Source organism: Rhizobium mongolense USDA 1844 (assembly GCF_000419765.1).
In the GTDB taxonomy this organism is placed as follows: Bacteria; Pseudomonadota; Alphaproteobacteria; order Rhizobiales; family Rhizobiaceae; genus Rhizobium; species Rhizobium mongolense.
This window is the reverse complement of record NZ_ATTQ01000005.1, coordinates 307,421-328,420: the sequence shown is the minus strand read 5'-3', so window position 1 is coordinate 328,420 and position 21,000 is coordinate 307,421. Positions and strand designations below refer to the sequence as shown.

The following is a 21,000-nucleotide window of genomic DNA, read 5'->3' as shown; positions in this document are numbered from 1 at the left end:
AAATGGCCGGGTTTGACCCGGCCATTTCTTTCAGTTCGGGAACCTCAGTTCGTGCCGACCAGGTTGACCGGGAAGAACAGGGTTTCACCTGAGGAGTCGCTCACCCCGTCGTTGTCGGTGACGGCAAAGGCCTTGCCGCCGGCGTCGAAGGTGAAGCCTTCGATCTTGTCGAGCACGTAGCCGTTTGTGGCCGTCTTCAGCTCGTTGACGAAGTCGTAGGCTTCGGTCTTCTTGACGGCCGGCAGCTCGCCGCCGAGCTTGGCGGACTTGAGATCGGCGATCGCCACCTTATAGAGCTTCTTCAACTTCGCTGCATCCCCCACGAGGTTGTCGCGCTCGATGATATAGACGCTGTCGCCATGGGCAGAGATTTCCGAAAGACCGACCCAGCCGTTGTCGGACTTGTCGAGCGGGTAGCGCACGGCGCCCCATTCCTTGCGCTTCGGATTGTAGCAGACGAGCTTGACGAAGCCCTTCTCGTCGTCCTTCCATTCACGCTGAATTGCCATCCACAGCGTGGCATCATCGCCGGAGCCGATGATCGTCACGCCTTCGAAACCGTAGCGGATTTCGTTGGCCGTCAGTTCCTTCGGCAAGGCGACCTCGGCCTTGATCTCGCCCTTCGGATTGACATGGTAGAGCGCGTGCGGCAGCAGCTTTTCGCTGTTGCCTTCGGAAGCAAGCCAGAACCAGCCCTGCTCATCGACCGCGATGCCCTCGATGTCGAGCTTCTGGGCGGCAGCACCGTCACGCTTGACCGTCAGCGTCTCGGTGATGACGGCGGGCTTCTGCGTCGCGTCGACCGTGTAGATCGTCGGCTGCATGCCGAGCACGCTGTCGCTGACCGCAAAGAGCTTCCCGGGCTTTTCCGGAACGGCAGCAAGGCCCGAAAGGGCGGCAAAGCCGACCGGGTTGCCATCCTTCTCGGCCGCGACGATCTGCGGATAGGCCTTCTCTCCTTCGGCAAGCTCGTAGATCATCACATGCGAGCGCGGGCCGCCGTCCTCGCCGAGATCGACTTCGTTGGCGGTCGCAAAGAGATTGCGCGAGGGGATCGCGACAGCGCCTTCCGGCGAAACGCCCGATGGCAATATCTGCGAGAGTTCCGGGTCGGCGCCCGTGTCCTTGTAGACGCCGACAACAGAAGAGCGCTCGGCAAGCACGAAGAAATATTGCTGGCCTCCGTAGGTGGCTGCTTCCAGTCCCTCCGGTTCGACGCCCTTCGAGGAAGAGCGGCCGTCCGGATAATGGCCGAGATCAGCCACGGCGCGCTCGAAGGAGCTGCCGGATTCGTAGAGAACCTTGCCGGTCTTGTCGAAGATCGTGAACCCGCGCGAGCCGCCTTCGTAATCGCCTTCGTTGGCGACGACGAGACGGTTGTCGTCCAGCCATTTCACAGCGTCAGGTTCGCGCAGAACACCCTTCAGTTCGCCAGCAAACTTCAGCGCCCCGTCCTTCTTCGTGTCGATACCGGAAAGGTTCGTGCTGCCCGCGGAGAAATGCGTCGTCACCTGTGCGGTTTTGGCGTCGATGATGACGATCTCGTTGTTTTCCTGGAGTGTCAGTGCGATCTCATCCTGGCCGTTGAAGGCGACGAACTCCGGCTCCGGGTCCTCCGGCGCGACGGCCGAGAGGCCGGTCAGCGCAACGTGCTTGATCGTGCCGCAATCGACCGCTCCGTCCTTGACCTGGAAGATAACGAGATCGCCTGCCGGCATCTGCGGGATCTTGCCGTCGTTGACGTCTTCGTCGCGCTCGTTCTCGATGGCGATGGTGCCGAGTGTCTTGTCCTTGTTGAGCGCGATCGAATCCGGCTGACCGCCGAGATCGCAGGTGTTCTCGATCTTTTTGGTGGCAACGTCGACGATTGCCAGACGGCCGGAAGGCTTCTGCTTACTCTCGCCGGTGTTGACGGCAACGAGCGCCTTGCCGGCTGCCGACGCAACGGATGTCGGCTCGCCATCCATTATCAGCGCGCCCCCGGCCTTGGGGGCCTTGGCATCGATGATGTCGACGAAGCCGATCGCGCCGAGCGGGCTGTCGCTGTAAATCAGCGTCCTGCCGTCGTCGGTGGCGGTGATGATTTCGGCGGAGGTCGTGGAAAGCTTGTCCTTGCCGGCGGGCAGGTTTGCGGCAACCGGGAAGGACGCAATACGATTGAAAACAGGCTCCGCAGCGGCCGGGAAAGCAACGGACGCGAGAAGCACGGCAGCCAGTGTTGCCTTGCGCGATGAAATGGTCATGAAATCCCCCATGTGTCGAATATTCGAAACGGGCGATTTTTGAGGGACTCTGATGACAGACACATGACATGCGGCGCGTTTTGCACCGCCCTGTCTATGCAGCCGTCTGCTCGCGGCGCAGTTCGTTGCGCATGATGAAGAGGGAGGCGCACAAGATCAAGGCCGCGCCGAGCCAGAGGTAACCGGTAGGTGCATAGCCGAAGACGAGCCAACCCGCAAAAACGTTGAGCGGCAGCTTGAGATCGTCGAAGGGCTGCACGTAGGCAGCATCGGCCACTGTATAGGCAAGCGTGAGAAAGTACTGCGCGAGCACGGTCAGCAGGCCGGCGAGTACGAAGAGCCCAAGCGTGACGCCCGCCGGAACCGCGAAGCCGGCCGCCAGCGCAAGCCCGCCATTGATGGGCGTCAGGAGCACCAGCAGCCAGACCGTGATGGTTTCGGGCCGCTCGATGCCCGTTAGATTCTTGGTGATCAGCGAGGATGCGCCCCACAGCAGCGCCGAAAGGACCGGAAGCAGGGCCGCCCAAGTGAAACTGACCGACCAGGGCTGCAAGATGATCATCGCACCGGCAAAGCCGGCGACCGTTGCCGCCCAACGCGCCGGACCAACGCGTTCCCCGAGCAAGAGTCGCGCACCGAGAATGATGAAAAACGGCGATGTCATCACCAGCGCGATCGCCTGCCAGATCGGCACGGAGGCGAGCCCGGTGACCCAGGCTTCGACGCCGAGCGCCGCAAAGGCGACGCGCACGACATGGCGCCAAGGATAATTGGTGCGCATCGCCGAGAAGCCGGCCCGGTAGAGGAACGGCAGCGAGAAGACGAGCGCGAAGGCATATTGCCAGAAGGCAATGGACGCAGCCGGGAAGGTAAGCTTCATCGCCACCCATTGCGTGACGACGTTAAGTATCGCGAAGGCCACGCCGGCCAGCACCATCCAGGCGGCACCTGCCATGGCACGCGACGTGGAAATAGTGAGGGAAGTCTGATTCATGTCATTTCATCGAGATAAAAGGACCAACACAAATCAGGACGTATGAGCGCAACAACACCTGCGGGCAGTTCCCTGCCCCTCCGTGTATGCGCCCATTCTCTTTCATCCGGACTATGACCGTCGGCTCCGGCATCGCACCGGATCTGCTGACCCCTCCCCGCCATGGGCGCGCGGAAGGCGCTCGCGGGCTCGGGCCGAGGCCATTACCGCCGGTGGGGACTTTCACCCCGCCCTGAGAACAGAAAAGCCGTAGATGAAACTTGAAAAACCCGCAAGACCTGCGGAATCGGGGAGGAGGGAGCCTTGCGGCGTCCCTCCTCCCACACCACCGTGCGTACGGTTCCGTACACGGCGGTTCATGAGGCGTGGTTTAGACGTCTGAGCTCCTGCTGAAGTGAAATCAGCCCGAGTTGGTCAAAGAAGGCCTTGCGGAAGGCATCGTTCATGTGGCTGGCCCCGGCATTCCACCAGGGCCATGGCCGTTGCCGGCCGAGTCCCGTGCCCGTTGCTCTGTCAGGCCTCGCTGCATCAGTCGTGTCACTCGCGTATCTGGTCGCTTCCATGCCGCCACAGGATGCAGCGCAGTCTGCGCCGCAGCCAGCCATCCAGTTCCTCCAGGACCCCTTTTCCTTCGGTCAGCCGGAAGTAGGCAATCCAGCCGCGTAGGATCGGGGCGAGGTCTTTGACGGTGGTGGCAAGGGCGCGCGACCGCGCCCTGCGCGAAACGCCCCTTTCAACCTGTCCCGCAGCCGCTTCACACTCGGCGCCGCAATCAGTAAGCGCGGCGCTTTATGGGCGGTCATGGTGTAGGCGAGAAAGGCGCGCTTCCACGGTCGGTCCACGGCGCTTTTGGCGCCGTTGACCATGAGCTTCAGCCGTTCGGCGAGGAAGCGGGTAAGCGAGGCCATGACCCGCTCACCGGCACGGAGCGACCGCACATAGACATTACAGTCGTCGGCGTAGCGGCAAAAGACATGGCCACGCCGTTCCAGTTCCTTGTCGAGGTCGTCGAGCAGAATGTTCGATAGAGCGGCGAAAGCGGCCCACCTTGCGGGGTGCCCTCGCTGCGTCTCGTTTCGATCCCGCCCGTCATCAACCCGGCCTGCAGGTAGCGGCGGATCAGCCGCAGCACCCGCTTGTCGGTGACCTTGCGCGCCACGCGTGCCATCAGCACATCGTGGTTCACCCGGTCGAAGAACTTCTCCAGATCAAGATCGACCACAAAGCGGTGACCGCCGGCCACATGTGACCGGGCGGCAAGAACCGCATCATGGGCGCTCCGCCCCGGCCGGAAGCCGTAGGAGGAGGCAGAAAAGTCCGGGTCGAAGATCGGCATCAGCACCTGATGCATCGCCTGCTGGATAAGCCGGTCCAGAACGGTCGGGATGCCCAATTGCCGCATCCCTTTGCCGCCGGGTTTGGGGATTTCCACCCCGCGCACCGGCGCCGGCCTGTAACGGTCCGCCAGCAGGTCTTCCCTGATGTGTGGCCAGTGCGTCGCGAGGTAAGGTTTCAGTTGGTCCACCGTCATCTTATCGATGCCCGGCGCACCCTTGTTCGCTACCACCCGGCGGTAAGCCGCCATCAGGTTCTCGCGGCTGAGGATCGTCTCCATCAGTCGCTCATTCGCCTCCGGTCGAGAGGATGACGGTCCTGCCGTGGTGTCTGATGCACCCAATGCCTGCCCTCGCGGCTTCCGGCCGCTGCTCTCAGCATGGGCACGGAGCCTCTCAGCCCCGTCTTCTGCGTCTGTCTTCACCATCGAAAAACCGGCCTCCGTCCGGCACTCCATGTTCGGCCCTTCGCCGCTTGGTCCGGCTACTACGGCCTCGGCTGACTTCTGCCGCCCCATCCCGACGCCTTTCGACGCCGGTAGCTCACCTGAAACCAGGGGCAGGTCGGCAGACCTCCCAGGGTAAAACGCGTGACCTTCGTGCCATATGCCCGGCGCATCTACGTCCGCACCCTCCGGGTGATATCGGGCTTCGGGCACACTTGCTCCCTCGCCCGGATGCGGACGCCTCATCTGCGCTTCCTGTTCGTCAGGCCGGCACTTTGCCTGCAGCTTCCTTCAGACCCCGCCTCGCGGCAACGCCCTTGCTGTTCGGCTAACGGTTCCCATCACCAGGGCCCGCAGAGGACTCTCACCTCCAAGTCATCGGCCGGATACCATCCCGGCCAAACGGTGTTCGCACACCACGCGCCATGCCTGGCGCACAAGTGCAAAAGGGTCCGGCTTTCGCCGAACCCTTCCAAACCTGGGCTGCCAGTCTCGTTATCCGGCGGCCAGAAATCTCATTAGCCGTTAACGGCATCCTTCAGGCCCTTGCCGGGCGTGAACTTCGGCACGTTGCGAGCCGGAATATTGACTTCAGCGCCGGTGGACGGATTGCGGCCCTTGGTGGCAGCGCGATGAGAAACGGTGAAGCTGCCAAAGCCGGCGAGACGGATGTCGCCCTTCTTCTTCAGTTCAGCCTGGACAACGTCGAAAACAGCGTCGACAGCAGAAGCAGCGTCAGCCTTGGTGAGGCCAGCCTTTTCGGCAACTGCGGACACGAGTTCATTCTTGTTCATGTTTCCACCCCTTTCAATGGTTCGAAACGACTCAAATCTGTAAGCCAGGCACAGAATAAGTTTCATCAGGCCCGCCGCAACCCAAAAGCCCTGCAAATCAAGGAAAAGCAAGCGGCTCTGTGACGTTTTCACAAAAAAGGCTGGCGTTTTAAGCCAGCCTTTTCCGAGTTTTGCAGCATTTTGACATAAATGTGGCAAGCACCGCTCAGTGAGCGATGGCTGCACCTGTCTCATCGAGACCCTCGACCGTCGCGATGACCGGCGTTTCAACCGTTCCATCCCATTCGATCGGTTCGGGCCTGCGAACCAGCGCATGCTTGATCACCTCGCCCATGCGGGATACCGGGATAATCTCCATGTTGTTCTTCACGTTGTCCGGAATCTCCGCCAAATCCTTGGCATTTTCTTCCGGGATCAGCACCTTCTTGATACCGCCGCGAAGCGCTGCGAGCAGCTTTTCCTTCAGGCCGCCGATCGGCAGAACGCGGCCGCGAAGGGTGATCTCGCCGGTCATGGCGACATCCTTGTTGACCGGAATGCCGGTCATGATCGAGACGATCGCGGTTGCCATGGCGACACCAGCCGACGGGCCATCCTTCGGCGTCGCGCCTTCCGGCACGTGCACGTGGATGTCGCTCTTGTCAAAGCGCGGCGGCTCGATGCCGAAATCCACAGCGCGCGAGCGAACGTAGGAGGCCGCGGCGGAGATCGACTCCTTCATGACTTCCTTCAGGTTGCCAGTGACCGTCATGCGGCCCTTGCCCGGCATCATCACGCCTTCGATCGTCAACAGCTCGCCGCCGACTTCGGTCCAGGCAAGACCGGTGACCACGCCGACCTGATCCTCGCGCTCGGCTTCGCCGTGGCGGAAGCGCGGAACGCCCAGATAGTCGTCGATGTTGGCAGCCGTGACGGCGACCGACTTTGCCTTGCCCTTGATGATCTCGGTCACCGCCTTGCGGGCGAGCTTCATAAGTTCGCGTTCGAAGTTACGCACGCCTGCTTCGCGGGTGTACTGCTGGCTGATCGCCATCAGGGCATCGTCGCTGACCGAAAATTCTTCCGGCTGCAACGCATGTTCCTTAATGGCCTTCGGCAGCAGGTGCCGCTTGGCGATTTCGCGCTTTTCGTCTTCAGTGTAGCCGGCGATACGGATGATCTCCATGCGGTCCATCAAAGGTGCCGGAATGTTCAGCGTATTCGCCGTCGTGATGAACATCACGTCCGACAGGTCGTATTCGACTTCCAGGTAGTGATCCATGAAGGTCGAGTTCTGGGCCGGGTCGAGCACTTCGAGCAGGGCCGAGGACGGATCGCCGCGGAAATCCATGCCCATCTTGTCGATCTCGTCGAGCAGGAAGAGCGGATTGGACTTCTTCGCCTTCTTCATAGACTGGATGACCTTGCCGGGCATCGAGCCGATATAGGTGCGGCGGTGACCGCGGATTTCGGCTTCGTCGCGAACGCCGCCGAGCGCCATGCGGACATACTCACGGCCGGTCGCCTTGGCGATCGACTGCGCAAGCGAGGTCTTGCCGACGCCCGGAGGGCCGACGAGGCACAGGATCGGGCCCTTGAGCTTGGCTGCACGCGCCTGCACGGCGAGATACTCGACGATCCGCTCCTTGACCTTGTCCAGGCCGAAGTGATCGGCTTCGAGGATCTGTTCTGCGTGGTTGAGGTCCGACTTGATCTTCGATTTCTTGCCCCACGGAATGCCGAGCAGCCAGTCGAGATAGTTGCGTACGACGGTTGCTTCGGCAGACATCGGGCTCATCTGGCGCAGCTTCTTCAGCTCCGCGTCGGCCTTCTCGCGCGCTTCCTTGGAAAGCTTGGTCTTGGAGATGCGCTCTTCCAGTTCGGCCATCTCGTCGCGGCCTTCCTCGCCGTCTCCGAGCTCCTTCTGGATCGCCTTCATCTGCTCATTGAGGTAGTATTCGCGCTGGGTCTTCTCCATCTGGCGCTTGACGCGTGAGCGGATGCGCTTTTCGACCTGCAGGACCGAAATCTCGCCTTCCATGAAGCCGAGCGCCTTTTCGAGACGAGCCTTGACGCTTGTGGTTTCCAGCATCTCCTGCTTTTCGGTAATCTTGATCGACAGGTGCGAAGCAACCGTATCGGCGAGCTTGGAATAATCGTCGATCTGGCTGGCAGCGCCGACCACTTCAGGCGAGATCTTCTTGTTGAGCTTCACATAGCTCTCGAACTCCGAAACGACGGAGCGCGACAGCGCTTCCAGCTCGACCGGGTCGTCATGCGGCTCGTCGAGCACATGGCCGAGCGCCTCGTAGAAATCCTCACGGCTCGTATAGGCATCGATCTCGGCACGGGCGCGGCCTTCGACAAGAACCTTCACGGTGCCGTCGGGCAGCTTCAGGAGCTGCAGAACGTTGGCAACCGTGCCGACATTATGAATTGCTGAAGGATCCGGATCATCATCGCTTGCATTGATCTGGGTGACCAGCATGATCTGCTTGTCAGAACCCATGACCTCTTCAAGCGCACGGATCGACTTTTCCCGTCCGACGAACAGCGGCACGATCATGTGGGGGAAGACCACGATGTCGCGCAGGGGCAAAACAGGATAGGCAGTGCTGCTCGCTACAGACGTTTTCTTCGTCATTTTATTTCCTTTCCATCGTCCCGTTTCCGGGCTCTTTGCGCGGCCGCATGCGATCGGCCGGCACTCTCACTTGGGCTACAAGTGGAGGTTCTGACTATGCATTTCAAGCCACGCTAACGCCCGCGTTCCACGGTTGTGACAGCTTTATTACAACGGAACGCTAGTACAATGAAGCGCCTAACTGGATCGGCGCTGACCGCTTCCGAACCGGCTAAAACACAAGGCCGGAAAACCCGCTCTGGAATCATTCCATCATCGCCAAGGACGGAACATTCCGCAACGTCAGCAATAGCGTTTTCCCAGTCTTGCCAGCCATTATTAACAGGACCATTCACGATTTTTCAAATAGAAAGGGGCCTGCCTTCGGCAAGCCCCTAAATCTAACCATACGAGAACCGGCATCAGGCCGAGGCGTTTGCCTTTTCCTCCTGACGGTCCGCATAGATGTAGAGCGGACGGGCAGAACCGCGGGCAACTTCCTCGGAGATAACGACTTCGCGAACGCCTTCCAGCGCCGGCAGTTCGAACATCGTATCGAGCAGGATCTTCTCCATGATCGAGCGAAGGCCGCGGGCACCCGTCTTGCGTACGATCGCCTTGCGGGCGATTTCGCGGAGCGCATCCTCGTGGAAAGTGAGTTCCACGTCTTCCATCTCGAACAGGCGCTGATATTGCTTGATGAGCGCGTTCTTCGGTTCCGACAGAATCTGGATCAGCGCATCCTCATCGAGGTCTTCGAGCGTTGCCAGAACCGGCAGACGACCGATGAATTCCGGAATGAGGCCGAACTTCACCAGATCTTCCGGCTCGAGTTCGCGCAGCACTTCGCCGACGCGGCGGTCATCCGGCGCCTTGACGGTCGCACCGAAGCCGATCGAGGTCTTCTCGCCGCGTGCCGAGATGATCTTGTCGAGACCGGCGAAGGCGCCGCCGCAGATGAACAGGATGTTCGTCGTGTCGACCTGAAGGAATTCCTGCTGCGGATGCTTGCGGCCGCCTTGCGGAGGAACGGAAGCGACCGTGCCTTCCATGATCTTCAGAAGCGCCTGCTGCACGCCCTCGCCCGACACGTCGCGAGTGATCGAGGGATTGTCGGACTTGCGGGAGATCTTGTCGACCTCGTCGATATAGACGATGCCGCGCTGGGCGCGCTCGACATTGTAGTCGGCAGACTGCAGAAGCTTCAGGATGATGTTTTCGACGTCTTCACCGACATAGCCGGCTTCGGTCAGCGTCGTTGCATCGGCCATCGTGAAGGGAACGTCGATGATGCGGGCGAGCGTCTGGGCGAGATAGGTCTTGCCGCAGCCGGTCGGCCCGACCAGCATGATGTTCGACTTCGCCAGTTCGACTTCACTGTTCTTGGTGGCATGCGCCAGGCGCTTGTAATGGTTGTGGACGGCAACCGACAGTATCTTTTTCGCCTGCCGCTGGCCGATGACGTATTCGTCGAGAACCTTGATGATGTCCTGGGGCGTGGGAACGCCGTCGCGGGACTTGACCATCGAGGACTTGTTCTCCTCGCGGATGATGTCCATGCACAGTTCGACGCATTCATCGCAGATGAAGACGGTCGGCCCGGCGATTAGCTTCCGGACTTCGTGCTGGCTCTTTCCGCAGAACGAACAATACAGGGTATTCTTGGAGTCGCCGCCGTTGCTGCCGCTGACCTTGCTCATATCACTTTCCTTCCAGCACGCCGCATTTCAAGGTGAAATCGCGGTCCACTCAATGGCCCGCCGGCCTGCTCCCACCGGAGCATCAGCCGGCCAAGGCTTTAAGGGGTAAAAACCGGTACCCAACCAAAACATGCCCGGGTTCCGGCGGCAACGAACTCCCCTTCGAATGCCGAATGCTATGTCATACAGATTCAACATAGCATTAATAGTTACTATTAGCGTCTTCGCTACCGCATTAAACCCCTTGTTCAATCACAAATGGGATAGAACTGTGGCGGCAAAAACACCATCCCTATTAATTACTAGCCTGATCGCCTTCCATTTCGATGCGCGACGTCAGGACCTTGTCGATCACGCCCCAGCTCTGGGCCTCGTCGGCATCCATGAAGTGGTCGCGGTCGAGGGTCTTTTCAACTTCTTCGTAGCTGCGGCCGGTATGCTTCACGTAGACCTCGTTCAGCCGGCGCTTCATCTTCAGGATATCCTTGGCGTGGCGCTCGATGTCGGATGCCTGCCCCTGGAAGCCGCCGGAGGGCTGGTGAACCATGATGCGGGAATTCGGAGTGGCAAAGCGCATATCCTTGTGGCCGGCGGCCAGAAGCAGCGAGCCCATCGAGGCCGCCTGGCCGATGCAGAGCGTCGAAACGGCGGGCTTGATGAACTGCATCGTGTCATAGATCGCCATGCCGGCACTCACGACGCCGCCCGGCGAATTGATATAGAGCGCAATTTCCTTCTTCGGGTTTTCGGCCTCGAGGAAGAGAAGCTGGGCGCAAACGAGCGTCGCCATGTGATCCTCGACGGCGCCCGTCAGGAAGATGATACGTTCCTTCAGCAGGCGGGAATAGATGTCGTAGGAGCGTTCACCGCGATTGGTCTGTTCCACGACCATCGGCACGAGGGCCATAGCGGTATCGACTGGGTTTCTCATGTGCGTCCTTTGCCAACGTCTGCCGGCTGCCGCCGGGAATCAAAGAAAATGCTTCATCCCTACATAGAGTGTCACCGCCCTCTTCTTCAAGACACGCATAAGGATAACGTTAAGAAGCGGAGCCCGGCGCAGGATGAACCTCATGACAGGGCTATCTCCCAGCTGCCGCCTGACCGGGAGGGGCCATCAAGGGCGCTCACAGCTTTTCTCCGCGACAGGATGAACGAACCCTAAATACATTCGGATGGTCCTGAGGCGGTTTACCTTGTGGAAAGCCTAATGGCGAATATAGGGCAGAAGGCGTTCCGGCATTAATCGACTGGAGAATTTCGGCGGCGAAAATGCCCGCATTCCAAGGGGTGTTGCCGTGTTTAATATTACTACAGGATTAGCCATCTGGTGTTCGGAAGCCATGACGCTCGCGTTGCTGCTGTTCATGGCCTGGCGCCATAACGTCCGCAACAAGGCCTTTCTTTATTGGGGTCTCGGCTTCCTGTTGAGCGGCACCGGTTTTGCCATGATCGCACTGCGCAGCCAAATCCCCGATATCCTGTCGATCGAGGCGGGCAACGCGACCGCACTCCTCGGCCAGAGCGCCTGGGTCGCGGGCTTCATGGCGCTCGATCGCCGGAAGATCGAATGGTGGGCGCTACTGCCGCCGGCGATATGGCTTGCCGGCGTTTACCTGCCCTGGGTCAACGGCGACTATGGCAACCGCGTCATCCTTTACAATCTTGCTTCGGCGACCGGCGCCACCGGCCTTGCCATGGCCGTCTGCAGCGCCGGCGTGCGCCGCGAACCGACGCGCGGCAAACTTGCCGCCGTCTTCATCGTCCAGGCATGGCTTTGCTTTGCCGTGGCTCTGACGATGGCCGTGACCTTGCCGAGCGACGCGGAAGCGACCAACTACAGCGGCGCGGCTGCCATGGCGAGCGCCTTCCTGCTGACGATCGCCTTCGCATTCACCTGCCGGATGATCATGGAACGTTCGGAAAAGCACTTGCGCGCCTTGAGCCTTACCGATTCATTAACCGGTGTCTGGAACCGCCGCGGCCTTTTCGCCCGGTTCGATGCAATGCATGAGAAGGCCTTCGACGACAAGCGGCAGATCGCAGTCCTGCTTTTCGATCTCGACCATTTCAAACGCGTCAACGACCGTTTCGGCCATCAGGCGGGCGACGCCGTTCTTTCGGCTTTTGCACGGACCGCGCGCCAGTTCGTGCCGGACAACATCTTCGGCCGCATGGGAGGCGAGGAATTCGCGGCCTTCGCGATCGTTGCCGACCAGATGGAGGCAGAGGCGCTTGCCGAATCGATCCGCACTGAATTCTGCCGCGTGCCGGTCGCAACCGGCGAGGCGATCGTGCCGGCTACCGTCAGCATCGGCATTGCGCTGAGCTCTGCGGCCGAAACCAATATGGGCAAACTGATTTCCGCAGCCGACCGGGCACTCTATGCGGCAAAGGCCGCTGGCCGGAACTGCAGCGTCATTTTCGGAGCGGAAGAAGCTGCGGCCCCCGCACCTGCGGTGATGGACAAGAACGCCGGCGAGCTGGTCCCGACGGTTGACGATCAGGTCGACGCGCTCCGGCGGATGGGCTCGCTGTCGCGCGCCGGCTGACCTTCCGATCCATCTTTTCGGGGCCAGTCAAATCCGCTAAGCCTCCATACATGATGATAGCGCCTTTTTTTTCGATCGATCCCGCCACCCGCCGCGTTTCCCTCGACAGCAGCGATCCGGCTTTCTACGGCAATCCGAACGCCGTCTATGCGGCGCTGCACTGCCATTGTCCGACCTTTTACTGGGAACAGCAGAAGCAGTGGTTCTTCACCGGCTACGACCATGTGAACGGATTGCTGCGCGACCGGCGCTTCGGCCGCCAGATCCTGCATATCGCGACCCGCCAAGAGCTGGGCCTTGCCGAGCCGGAGCAGCATCTGGCGAATTTCGATCTGGCCGAGCGCTACTCGCTGCTCGAACTCGAGCCGCCGGAGCACACGCGCCTGCGCACTCTCGTCAACCGCGCCTTCGTCTCCCGCCATGTCGAGAAGATGAAGCCGGAGCTTGTGGAGCTCGCGAACAAGCTCATCGACGGCTTCGAGGACAAGGGCGAGGTCGAACTGCTTTCTGCCTTCGCCGATATCATCCCGGTGACGATGATCGCCCGCATGATCGGCATTCCGGAACAGATGGGACCGCAGCTTCTTGCCTGGTCACATGCCTATATCCGCATGTATCTTTTCGGCCGCACGCGCGAAGACGAGGACGGCGCCGAGCGAGCCGCAAGCGAATTTTCCGATTATGTGAAGACGGTGATTGCCGAGCGCCGCGCCAGCCCGCGCGACGATCTGCTGACGCACATGATCCACACGGAGCACAAGGGCCAGTATCTGACCGATGCCGAGCTGGTCTCGACAACGATCGTGCTCCTCAATGCCGGCCACGAGGCGACCGTGCACCAGATCGGTAACTCGGTCCGCGTCATCCTGGAAAGCGGCTGCAATCCCGCCGAACTGTTCAAAGACGAAGCGGCCACGGAGCGCACGGTCGAGGAAACGCTGCGTATCTGCGCGCCGGTGCATATCTTCCAGCGCTGGGCCCTGGAGCCCGTCGAGATCGATGGCATTTCCTTCAAGCGCGGCGACAAGGTGAGCCTGATCCTTGCCGCCGCCAATCTCGATCCAGCGAAATTCACCGATCCGCTGAAGTTCAGACCCGACCGCAACGAAGCGCCGAACCTTTCCTTCGGGGCCGGCATCCACTTCTGCATCGGCGCGCCGCTCGCCAGGCTCGAACTCAACGTCGTCCTGCCGATCCTCTTCGAACGGCTGCCGGGCCTCGAGTTGGCGAAGACGCCGTCTGTGAAGGACGTCTACCACTTCCACGGGCTGGATGCGCTCGATCTGGCGTGGTGACGATTGTCCGCCAACGCTCAGCGATGCCGGGTCTTATCGCCGATCGCTGCGATTTCGCTCATGTTGGAGATTTCGCGCAAAAGCTTGCGATAGATTGCCGGCGAATATTCTTCTGCGACCGGCTCAGCAAAGGCGTCTGGTCCGCCGATCACCTCGCTCCGGAAATAGGCAAGCAAATTTTCGGGCGATATGGCTTCTTCTTCATCGCCCAGCAATCCGCCGTACACAACGGGTAAAGCATTGATGGTGATGCCGCGGGCAAAAACGCCGGCGCGGACGGGCATGAGATCACGCCCCTTGTTGTTGACGCCGTCGCCGGAGATATTGATGAGCGAGCGCGTCGCCTCATAGCCGCTGGAGCGGATCAGGTAATCGGCATAGGAAAGTATGCCGCTGATGGACGTGCCCCGGTGTATCTTTGCCGGTAAACTCACCTCAAGCTTCAGCGAAAACAGCCAGGAATCCGTCTTGGAATGACCAGCCTTCCCTGTCCGTCGCCACCCCATTCGACATAAGTGACGGCAATCCGGCCGTTCCTGCCTGCTGCAATCGCCTCGATGATTTCCGGGCGCCGGAACGCTTCGACGAAGCCCCGCTGCTGCAGCGCCTTTTCCTGCGCATCCATTGATGTCGATACGTCCGCCGCAATCACCAGCTGCATATCCACAAGCTCGCCGGCCACGGCGACATCGAATATTGTCGCAGCCATAAAAAGACCGGCAAGCAATTCAGCGATATGGCGGTGCCCGCTGGATGTTTCCCTCCACACCTGCATGTCACCCTCCCCAAAAAGAGTTGATTGATTGAGTGAGTTGTTTGATTGCGTGAAAAGAGGCGTGCGGACGAAATTGCCCGAGCGAAGATCGGGCCGGATGACGGTTCAATAGTGGAACCCAAGTAAATTTAGCTAATTATAATATAATGAGCGAACGTGATTTGCTCGCAGTCAGCTGTAGTAATACTTCCGAATTAGCGCCTCGATCGAAACGGAACGCTAAACTCGTTCAAAAAGAGGCACTTGGGACTGCGTTGGTTCGCCGCAGTCCCACGACAGGCGCGCCGCCTCAGGCCCCCGGGACACCATAGCGGGCGGCCGGGTGGTTGTGCGAGAGGTTGGGGCCAAGCGCCGAACGGGCAGCGGTGAACGCGTTCCAGTCGGCATTGTCCGGAAGAGAGGGAATGGTGATGAGTTCGCCTTGATCGAAGCCTGCCAGTGCCGCATCCACCATGTCCGTCACGTCCATGACCATCGTCGGCGGGAAGCGATCGAAGGAGCTGCCGACGCGGTCGAAAATTTCGGTCCGGGTCAATCCGGGAAGCACGGCCTGGACCTTCACGCCCTTTGGCCCCGCTTCGGCGTTGATCGCCTGCGTCAGATTGAGCACGAAGGCCTTGGTGGCGCTGTAGGTGCCGTTGAAACGCTCGGCGATCAGCGCTACGACCGACGCGATGTTGACGATGGAGCCCTTGCCGCGTTTGGCGAATGTCTGCGCCGCGGCGATGCCGAGCCGGTTCACGGCTACGACATTCAATTCGATCATCGTTTCGAGATAGTCGATATCATCCTCCAGCAGCGCGCCTTTCGGACCGATTCCGGCGTTGTTGACGAGAAGCGTGATGTCTTCATCTATACGCAGCCGTTGTTCGACCTTGCGGACATCTTCGCGCTCCGTGAGATCGGCCGGCAGCACCTGTGCCTTGATGCCCTGCTCTGCCGTCAGCTTTTCGGCAAGCGCATTCAGGCGACTGGCATCGCGGGCGACAAGCAGGAGATCATAGCCGCGTTTTGCCAGGCGATCGGCATAAGTCGCGCCGATCCCCGAGGAGGCGCCGGTCACGAGTGCAGTTCCAAGAGACGAGCGAGACATTGATCAATCCTTTCCGAGATGAAAATTTAGTGGTATATGCCACTATAATGACCGAAACCTGGTTTTCCGCAAGAGCAACCGATGGAAAAATTCAAGAGTGGCGATTGACTGATCGTCAACAATCCGCAGACATCGCCTCAGGAGAGCGACTATGGACGGGAAGACAGAAGGCTTTGAAAGCTGGGCCTATTGCAGCAACAGCGCATTACGCCGCGCCACCCGGCAACTCGGCCAGCTCTATGACGATGTGCTGGCACCAAGTGGGCTCAAGGCGACGCAATACGGCCTGCTCAGCCAGATTCACTTCAACGGCAACCCTTCCCTGAAATCCCTGGCCGATGGATTGGTGATGGATCTTTCCGCACTCGGACACACACTCAAGCCCCTCATCCGCGACGGGCTTTTGGAACTCGTGCCTGACGAGAAGGACCGCCGCGTGAAACGGGCAGGATTGACGGAGATCGGCGTCGAAAAGTGGCAAGAGGCGCATCTGCTTTGGCGCGAGGCGCATTCGCGTTTCGACAACGCCTTCGGCGAAGAGGAATCGGCAGCGCTGCGCAATGCGATGAACCGCATCGCTTCGCCGGACTTTGCAAAGACATTCGTCGCCGACCCTGCAAAGGGCGGAGGCTCTGCGTCCTAAACCCGGATCACATAATCCTTGCGAGTCGTTTCAACGACTTCCCAGGTTCCTTTGAAACCGGGCTTTAGAATCATCCGGTCGCCTGCCTTCAGATGCACCGGCTCGCCGCCGTCCTCGGTGACGATCGAGTGGCCGCAGAGCACGTTGAAATATTCCCACTCGTCATAGGAAATGCGCCATTTGCCGGGCGTCGCCTCCCAGATGCCCGAATAGAGGCCGCCTTCGGCCTCCTCCAGGTTCCAGGTGCGGAACCGCGGATTGCCGGAAACGATGCGGTCCGCATCCGGGGCGCCGAACTCGGGCTCCCGTCCGTCTATGCTGAAGGTGATGTGGTTTGCCATGGGATCTCAGTGTCCTTCGCAGCAAACGTCTGCGCGCGATTGATTGAAATCTTTGGCGATTTTGTATCTGTTCGCAGGATACGTCCAGCACATTCGCAGCATACCCATGCTCATCTAATGGCCGATCGCAGCATGCCTATGTTCAATTTTGCAACCAGAGAAAAGCGTGCATTGCGACCAAAGAAATCATGCGCGTGTCGGCTGGAGCGGGGCTGGCGTTCAGGATTCGGGAGATCGACCCTTCTGCTTCAAGGCTCGCTCATCGTGGTGTTGTGCGCAACTGAAAAACGCATCTCATGCAGCTATCGGCCTTAGCACTTCTTCCCGCTCGCCGGATCGTTCCATCCTTCGGTGATCGCCTTGACCCGATCAGCCCTCCCTGGATGGGATTTCGACGGGCGCTCATCGAGGATTGGAACCGCACTAAGCGCGGCATCAAGGCTCATTTTAGATAGGCGCATCGCAGGTCCGGCGAAGCGGGCCGCTGCTAGCTCCTTGAGCGGATCACCGGACGTCCCCAGGTGGTGACAATAATGATGGCCAAGCTCATGGGCCTTCATCGGGAGTCGAGTCGGTACGCCGACCACGTTGACACACCATCACATCGATCAGAACATTGGGCGAACACAGGAGCGATGGAATCATGTCATTTTCTGAACAACAGTTTGTCGAACAGATAATGAGAAACGAGACAAACCGTTGGCTTCTGGAAGTTCTCCCGATCTGGGACTGCCTCAGGGTACTCTGACCGCAGGCTGTTTATTTCAAACCGTATGGAATCTCAAAAGTGGGAACGAGCCGGGGAACCAGGCCCGTGTTCACCTCTGGTATCAACAGAAATTCGGTTCCCTTTGTCCGCCGCTGACGCGAGTTGAAGACGGGATTGACCGCTACCTGATCGCCTGCACGCAATGCGGGATCGGCATCAGGAGTGGCGAGGTCTATGCCCCGGATGGGCTCGGCGACATGCGGAATGGCATTCTGCGCATCAATCCAAACAACCCTCAAACGGACCTATTTCTCAGGAAATGTCAGGACTACAAGACTTGATGGCCATGGCTCTCCGTCGCTCCTTGAGCCTGGATTTTGGCGAACGTCCATCTTTGTGGGACTTGCTCCATTATCTCCTGCCATTCAGTGCGAGGATCTCCTGCCATTCAGTGCGAGGTGATCGCCCGACCGCTGGACGCGAGATGCTCTGTAATGGCGCGCCGGATTTCGGCAACCGTGTCGAAGAGCCTGTTGTCCAAGTCGATGATATTGAAGCGGACAGCGATGAATTTGAGGCGGTTTTCGACAGGGACCGCGATCCCGACTTCCTGACCGTTGAATACGACAGCTTGCTTTTGCATAACAAACCTCGGGCGCGCCACACGGGAGCACCATCTTAGAAAAGTGGAACAAAGGGTTTATGACGCGTCAGATTGCCGTCGTAGTTCGGTATCGGATCGAGACGAGATCACGCACTCGCTGCACCATTGCGAAGAAACGAAGTCGGGCAAACAACGTCATCATCCTCCCTCAAGCGACGTCAAACGACCACTGAGTATCGCCGGCGAGGGCCGGTATTTCTGAACTCTTCTGTAAAAAACGTAGTCGAGAAACTTCGAGCAAGCAACTGATTTTTGTGGTTATTTAGCGTTTTGAATCGTATGACAATTACCGCAGGTGCGAAGTAACAAATGATGTACGTTCGTCGGGGCAATCAAACGGTCACTTCTACTTTTAAACCTAGATAGCCTTTGTTGCACGTCCTTCTCATCGAAAGGACCACGGACCTGAGATGTTAAGGGACCGATAAACTCGAGGGTTTCGCAAGTTGCGCCCGGACGTCTAATTACTTCAAAATCGAAATCGACGCCCCCGGGCTCTCGTCAGATACGCATCAAGCCCCGGCAATGGCGATCTGGGCGATGGAGCGGGCATTGGCCTCGCAAACCCCTGGATCGGCGTTCCCGATAGCAGGTGGTCGATCAAGCTCTGCCGGAGAACGGGGATCACGATCACTCGCTCGCGTGGGGAACGTAATTCAGCAGCCAGAGCACTCCCGTCGCGGGTAGCCAAGGCATTGGAAATTCCGCGTCACCAAAATCCAGGAACAAGGGGCGGCTCCCTCCCCGCCAACGTTCGATGATTGCTGTTGCGCGATCCCACAGGCCATGCCCGAGTTTTAGTCTCGGCCGATGGGGAGCAGGTCGAGATTTCCTGGCGGAACGACGACAGGTCTCGTTTGGGACGCGTGCCGTCCACAATCCAGACCATGGGATCGTAAAAGGCTTCTCGCGATCCCCTCTCTTGCGGCGAGACCGTCGAGTGCTGGAATTCGATGACGGTACCGCTCGCTGTTTTCACGTCGGCAATGTGAATTTCGCCGTCTACGGCAACGTGACGGATTTCCTGCCATTCTGAGCAAGCTACGGAAATCGTGTTCGAGGGGAAGATTCCGGACGATCGGCCGGAGGATGGCCATGACGTCCTGGGGACCTACCTGCAACTCGTCGAGCGCGTTGAACGACCTCCGTCGCGCACGAGCTTTGAAGAATTCAAGGACGAGATCAGAACACGGCACGGCCGCCTGATCGAAAGCCGTCCCGGCATCAAGCCAGGACAGTTCACGACGCAGGCCAACCGCGCGGGCGACACATCCTTCGTCACTCCCGATCTCCTCGAAGGAACTTTGAGGGAGGGCCACGCCATGATGGCGAGCATCCAGGACCCTTTCCATAGATCGCTCTTCCTTCATTATATGATGGCGGAAGTCCATCCCTTCAATGACGGCAACGGGCGCATCAGCCGCATATTGATGACCCGCGAGCTTCTGTCGGCCAACCTGTCCCGTATCGTCGTACCTACCGTTTTCCGAGATGACTATGTGGATTCGCTGCGCGCTCTTTCGCGACGAGACGAGCCGTCGATCTTCGTCCGAAACCTGGAGTTCTGCCAGCGCGTGTCAGCGGCGTGCTCAGCGTCGACGGCCGCAGCGGCCATCGACCTTTGGGCCAAGACCTACGCCTTCTGCGAAGATTCCCGTGAAGCCCGGCTGACGATGCCAAATGCCCCTCTCAAGATCACCAACAGAAATGGCGTCTATGCGCCCGACGACTATTGGCAAGCACTCGCCAACAAGAACGGCTTGGGTCTCTGACTTGGCCTGATCTAAAAAATGGAGCCTTACCGGACAGCTACGAGTGGGATGCACGCCGTGCGTGTTAGCTTTCATTCGTCCGAGAAACTGTCCCCGTGGCATTTGCTACATATGGTCAATCCTGAATTGCATCGGGTGAACGTCGTGAAACTACTTGGTATTCACTAACTCTGTCAGGAAAATATCGTGTCTGCCGCGCAGTGATCGATTTACGAAAACGGGGCGGCACCCAACCTGAACTCTTACGGGAATCGAGCCAGCCGGCAGCGGAGTAGCCCGAATGCGCGTGGCGAAAATGACAATTCCAACAAAGCCCCCCAGCTCTCCTTGGTCGCGGGGTATACACTGAAGGGCCGCGATCCGGAAGTAACTCCGATTGATGAAAGAAACTCTAGGTTTATTCACCACTAGATGGGGGCGCGCGGCGTCACGCCGCACAATGCATCTGGAATCGCGGGGCGACGGCGGACCTAGACTAGCGCTTCTGGAGTCGCACCATGACCACCTTCGGGTGCTCTCCCGTTCGCTCGACTTCAAGGATGCCCGACGCCTTTACAAGGTCGGACAGTCGCGCAAATCCGTAGTTGCGGGCATCGAAGTCGGGGGATTGCTTGGCCAAGTGGTCACCGACACGCGCAAGATTGGCGCGACCGTCTTCATCTGCCGAAGCTTCCACGGCCTTTTGAATCATGCTTAGTGCGACGCCATCAAGTTTGCCACTTGCTGCTCCACCCTGCGCAGGTGGAAGTTTGTCCGGCACGACTTTCGTCGGGCCACAACGGATTTACTGGGCGTGTCCGTAGCCTTCGTCTTTGCCGGCGGCCTTCCTTGCGGCGGCTCTTCGGCTGCGCCACCGAGGACATCCACGTACACGAACTTGTCGCAGGCCGTGATGAAGGGTCGGGGCGTTTTCCGCTCTCCGAAACCGTAAACCGTTATTCCCTGCGTGGTTTCCTCGATGTCGAACTGGACGAAACCCTGATTGGCCCGGAGACCTCGATCCGACGGATACGCTGACGGCCATCCCTGCCCCGGCTCCCATC

The 21,000-nt window shown here is 59.5% G+C and carries 18 protein-coding genes, 2 pseudogenes and 1 riboswitch; of the genes and pseudogenes, 6 read left to right on the top strand and 14 right to left on the bottom strand.

The features are described 5' to 3' along the window. Positions 1–44 precede the first annotated feature (44 nt). The 8 genes and pseudogenes from A3C3_RS0111805 to clpP all read right to left on the bottom strand — a co-directional run bounded on the left by A3C3_RS0111805 (position 45) and on the right by clpP (position 11,044). Positions 45–2,243 carry an esterase-like activity of phytase family protein gene (locus tag A3C3_RS0111805; RefSeq protein ID WP_033419649.1) on the bottom strand — a complete coding sequence of 733 codons (2,199 nt, stop codon included), beginning with the start codon at positions 2,241–2,243 and terminating at the stop codon, positions 45–47. A 94-nt stretch (positions 2,244–2,337) separates the two neighbouring features. Further along, positions 2,338–3,237, bottom strand: coding sequence for a DMT family transporter (locus A3C3_RS0111800; protein WP_022714812.1), 900 nt, complete (start codon positions 3,235–3,237; stop codon positions 2,338–2,340). A gap of 90 nt (positions 3,238–3,327) precedes the next feature. After that, positions 3,328–3,481: riboswitch (FMN riboswitch) on the bottom strand. Positions 3,482–3,774: 293 nt separating this feature from the next. Next, a pseudogene (locus tag A3C3_RS46925) lies at positions 3,775–3,909 on the bottom strand (group II intron maturase-specific domain-containing protein); the annotation flags it as partial. Then, positions 3,873–4,768 (bottom strand): annotated as a pseudogene (ltrA, locus tag A3C3_RS46920) (group II intron reverse transcriptase/maturase). The pseudogenes A3C3_RS46925 and ltrA, both read right to left, overlap by 37 nt. A gap of 767 nt (positions 4,769–5,535) precedes the next feature. Further along, a complete protein-coding gene (gene hupB / locus A3C3_RS0111790) occupies positions 5,536–5,811 on the bottom strand; it encodes a DNA-binding protein HupB (protein WP_028739578.1) in 276 nt (91 codons plus the stop codon). 205 nt (positions 5,812–6,016) lie between these two features. Further along, a complete protein-coding gene (lon, locus tag A3C3_RS0111785) occupies positions 6,017–8,434 on the bottom strand; it encodes an endopeptidase La (protein WP_022714810.1) in 2,418 nt (805 codons plus the stop codon). A 401-nt stretch (positions 8,435–8,835) separates the two neighbouring features. Further along, on the bottom strand, positions 8,836–10,113 hold the full coding sequence (gene clpX, locus A3C3_RS0111775) for an ATP-dependent Clp protease ATP-binding subunit ClpX (protein ID WP_022714809.1): 1,278 nt from the start codon (positions 10,111–10,113) through the stop codon (positions 8,836–8,838). A gap of 295 nt (positions 10,114–10,408) precedes the next feature. Continuing rightward, positions 10,409–11,044, bottom strand: coding sequence for an ATP-dependent Clp endopeptidase proteolytic subunit ClpP (gene clpP / locus A3C3_RS0111770; protein ID WP_022714808.1), 636 nt, complete (start codon positions 11,042–11,044; stop codon positions 10,409–10,411). Positions 11,045–11,411: 367 nt separating this feature from the next. On the opposite strand from clpP, the gene A3C3_RS0111760 reads away from it, so the two are divergent. After that, positions 11,412–12,665 carry a GGDEF domain-containing protein gene (locus A3C3_RS0111760; RefSeq protein WP_028739577.1) on the top strand — a complete coding sequence of 418 codons (1,254 nt, stop codon included), beginning with the start codon at positions 11,412–11,414 and terminating at the stop codon, positions 12,663–12,665. A 50-nt stretch (positions 12,666–12,715) separates the two neighbouring features. Continuing rightward, positions 12,716–13,960, top strand: a complete 1,245-nt coding sequence (locus A3C3_RS0111755) for a cytochrome P450 (protein ID WP_022714805.1) — start codon at positions 12,716–12,718, stop codon at positions 13,958–13,960. Between the two features lie 17 nt (positions 13,961–13,977). Here A3C3_RS0111755 and A3C3_RS42580 read toward each other — a convergent pair whose 3' ends face one another. From A3C3_RS42580 to A3C3_RS0111745, 3 genes are all read right to left on the bottom strand, one after another. After that, positions 13,978–14,394, bottom strand: coding sequence for a DUF1194 domain-containing protein (locus A3C3_RS42580; protein WP_051154455.1), 417 nt, complete (start codon positions 14,392–14,394; stop codon positions 13,978–13,980). An 8-nt stretch (positions 14,395–14,402) separates the two neighbouring features. Continuing rightward, positions 14,403–14,735, bottom strand: a complete 333-nt coding sequence (locus A3C3_RS47900; protein ID WP_051154454.1) for a DUF1194 domain-containing protein — start codon at positions 14,733–14,735, stop codon at positions 14,403–14,405. A 289-nt stretch (positions 14,736–15,024) separates the two neighbouring features. Further along, positions 15,025–15,828 (bottom strand): SDR family NAD(P)-dependent oxidoreductase, encoded by an 804-nt coding sequence (locus tag A3C3_RS0111745; RefSeq protein ID WP_022714804.1) that lies wholly within the window; start codon positions 15,826–15,828, stop codon positions 15,025–15,027. 151 nt (positions 15,829–15,979) lie between these two features. Here A3C3_RS0111745 and A3C3_RS38190 point away from each other — a divergent pair, with 151 nt between their 5' ends. Next, positions 15,980–16,471: a MarR family winged helix-turn-helix transcriptional regulator gene (locus A3C3_RS38190; protein ID WP_022714803.1), complete on the top strand. Its 492-nt coding sequence runs from the start codon at positions 15,980–15,982 to the stop codon at positions 16,469–16,471. Here A3C3_RS38190 and A3C3_RS0111735 read toward each other — a convergent pair. Beyond that, positions 16,468–16,812: a cupin domain-containing protein gene (locus tag A3C3_RS0111735; protein ID WP_022714802.1), complete on the bottom strand. Its 345-nt coding sequence runs from the start codon at positions 16,810–16,812 to the stop codon at positions 16,468–16,470. The genes A3C3_RS38190 and A3C3_RS0111735 overlap by 4 nt on opposite strands. Before the next feature lie 699 nt (positions 16,813–17,511). Here A3C3_RS0111735 and A3C3_RS43525 point away from each other — a divergent pair. Further along, complete coding sequence (locus A3C3_RS43525; protein ID WP_312866133.1) at positions 17,512–17,862, top strand: nucleotidyltransferase family protein; 351 nt, start codon at positions 17,512–17,514, stop codon at positions 17,860–17,862. Between the two features lie 107 nt (positions 17,863–17,969). Here the strand turns inward: A3C3_RS43525 and A3C3_RS0111725 are convergent, their stop codons facing one another. Continuing rightward, positions 17,970–18,164, bottom strand: a complete 195-nt coding sequence (locus A3C3_RS0111725) for a hypothetical protein (RefSeq protein ID WP_022714800.1) — start codon at positions 18,162–18,164, stop codon at positions 17,970–17,972. Positions 18,165–19,237: 1,073 nt separating this feature from the next. Here A3C3_RS0111725 and A3C3_RS38185 point away from each other — a divergent pair. Continuing rightward, positions 19,238–19,957: a Fic family protein gene (locus A3C3_RS38185; protein WP_022714798.1), complete on the top strand. Its 720-nt coding sequence runs from the start codon at positions 19,238–19,240 to the stop codon at positions 19,955–19,957. 475 nt (positions 19,958–20,432) lie between these two features. Here A3C3_RS38185 and A3C3_RS42570 read toward each other — a convergent pair whose 3' ends face one another. Next, positions 20,433–20,648, bottom strand: a complete 216-nt coding sequence (locus tag A3C3_RS42570) for an OST-HTH/LOTUS domain-containing protein (protein WP_022714797.1) — start codon at positions 20,646–20,648, stop codon at positions 20,433–20,435. A gap of 137 nt (positions 20,649–20,785) precedes the next feature. Here A3C3_RS42570 and A3C3_RS46035 point away from each other — a divergent pair, with 137 nt between their 5' ends. Next, positions 20,786–20,974, top strand: coding sequence for a hypothetical protein (locus A3C3_RS46035; RefSeq protein WP_022714796.1), 189 nt, complete (start codon positions 20,786–20,788; stop codon positions 20,972–20,974). Positions 20,975–21,000: the final 26 nt, after the last annotated feature.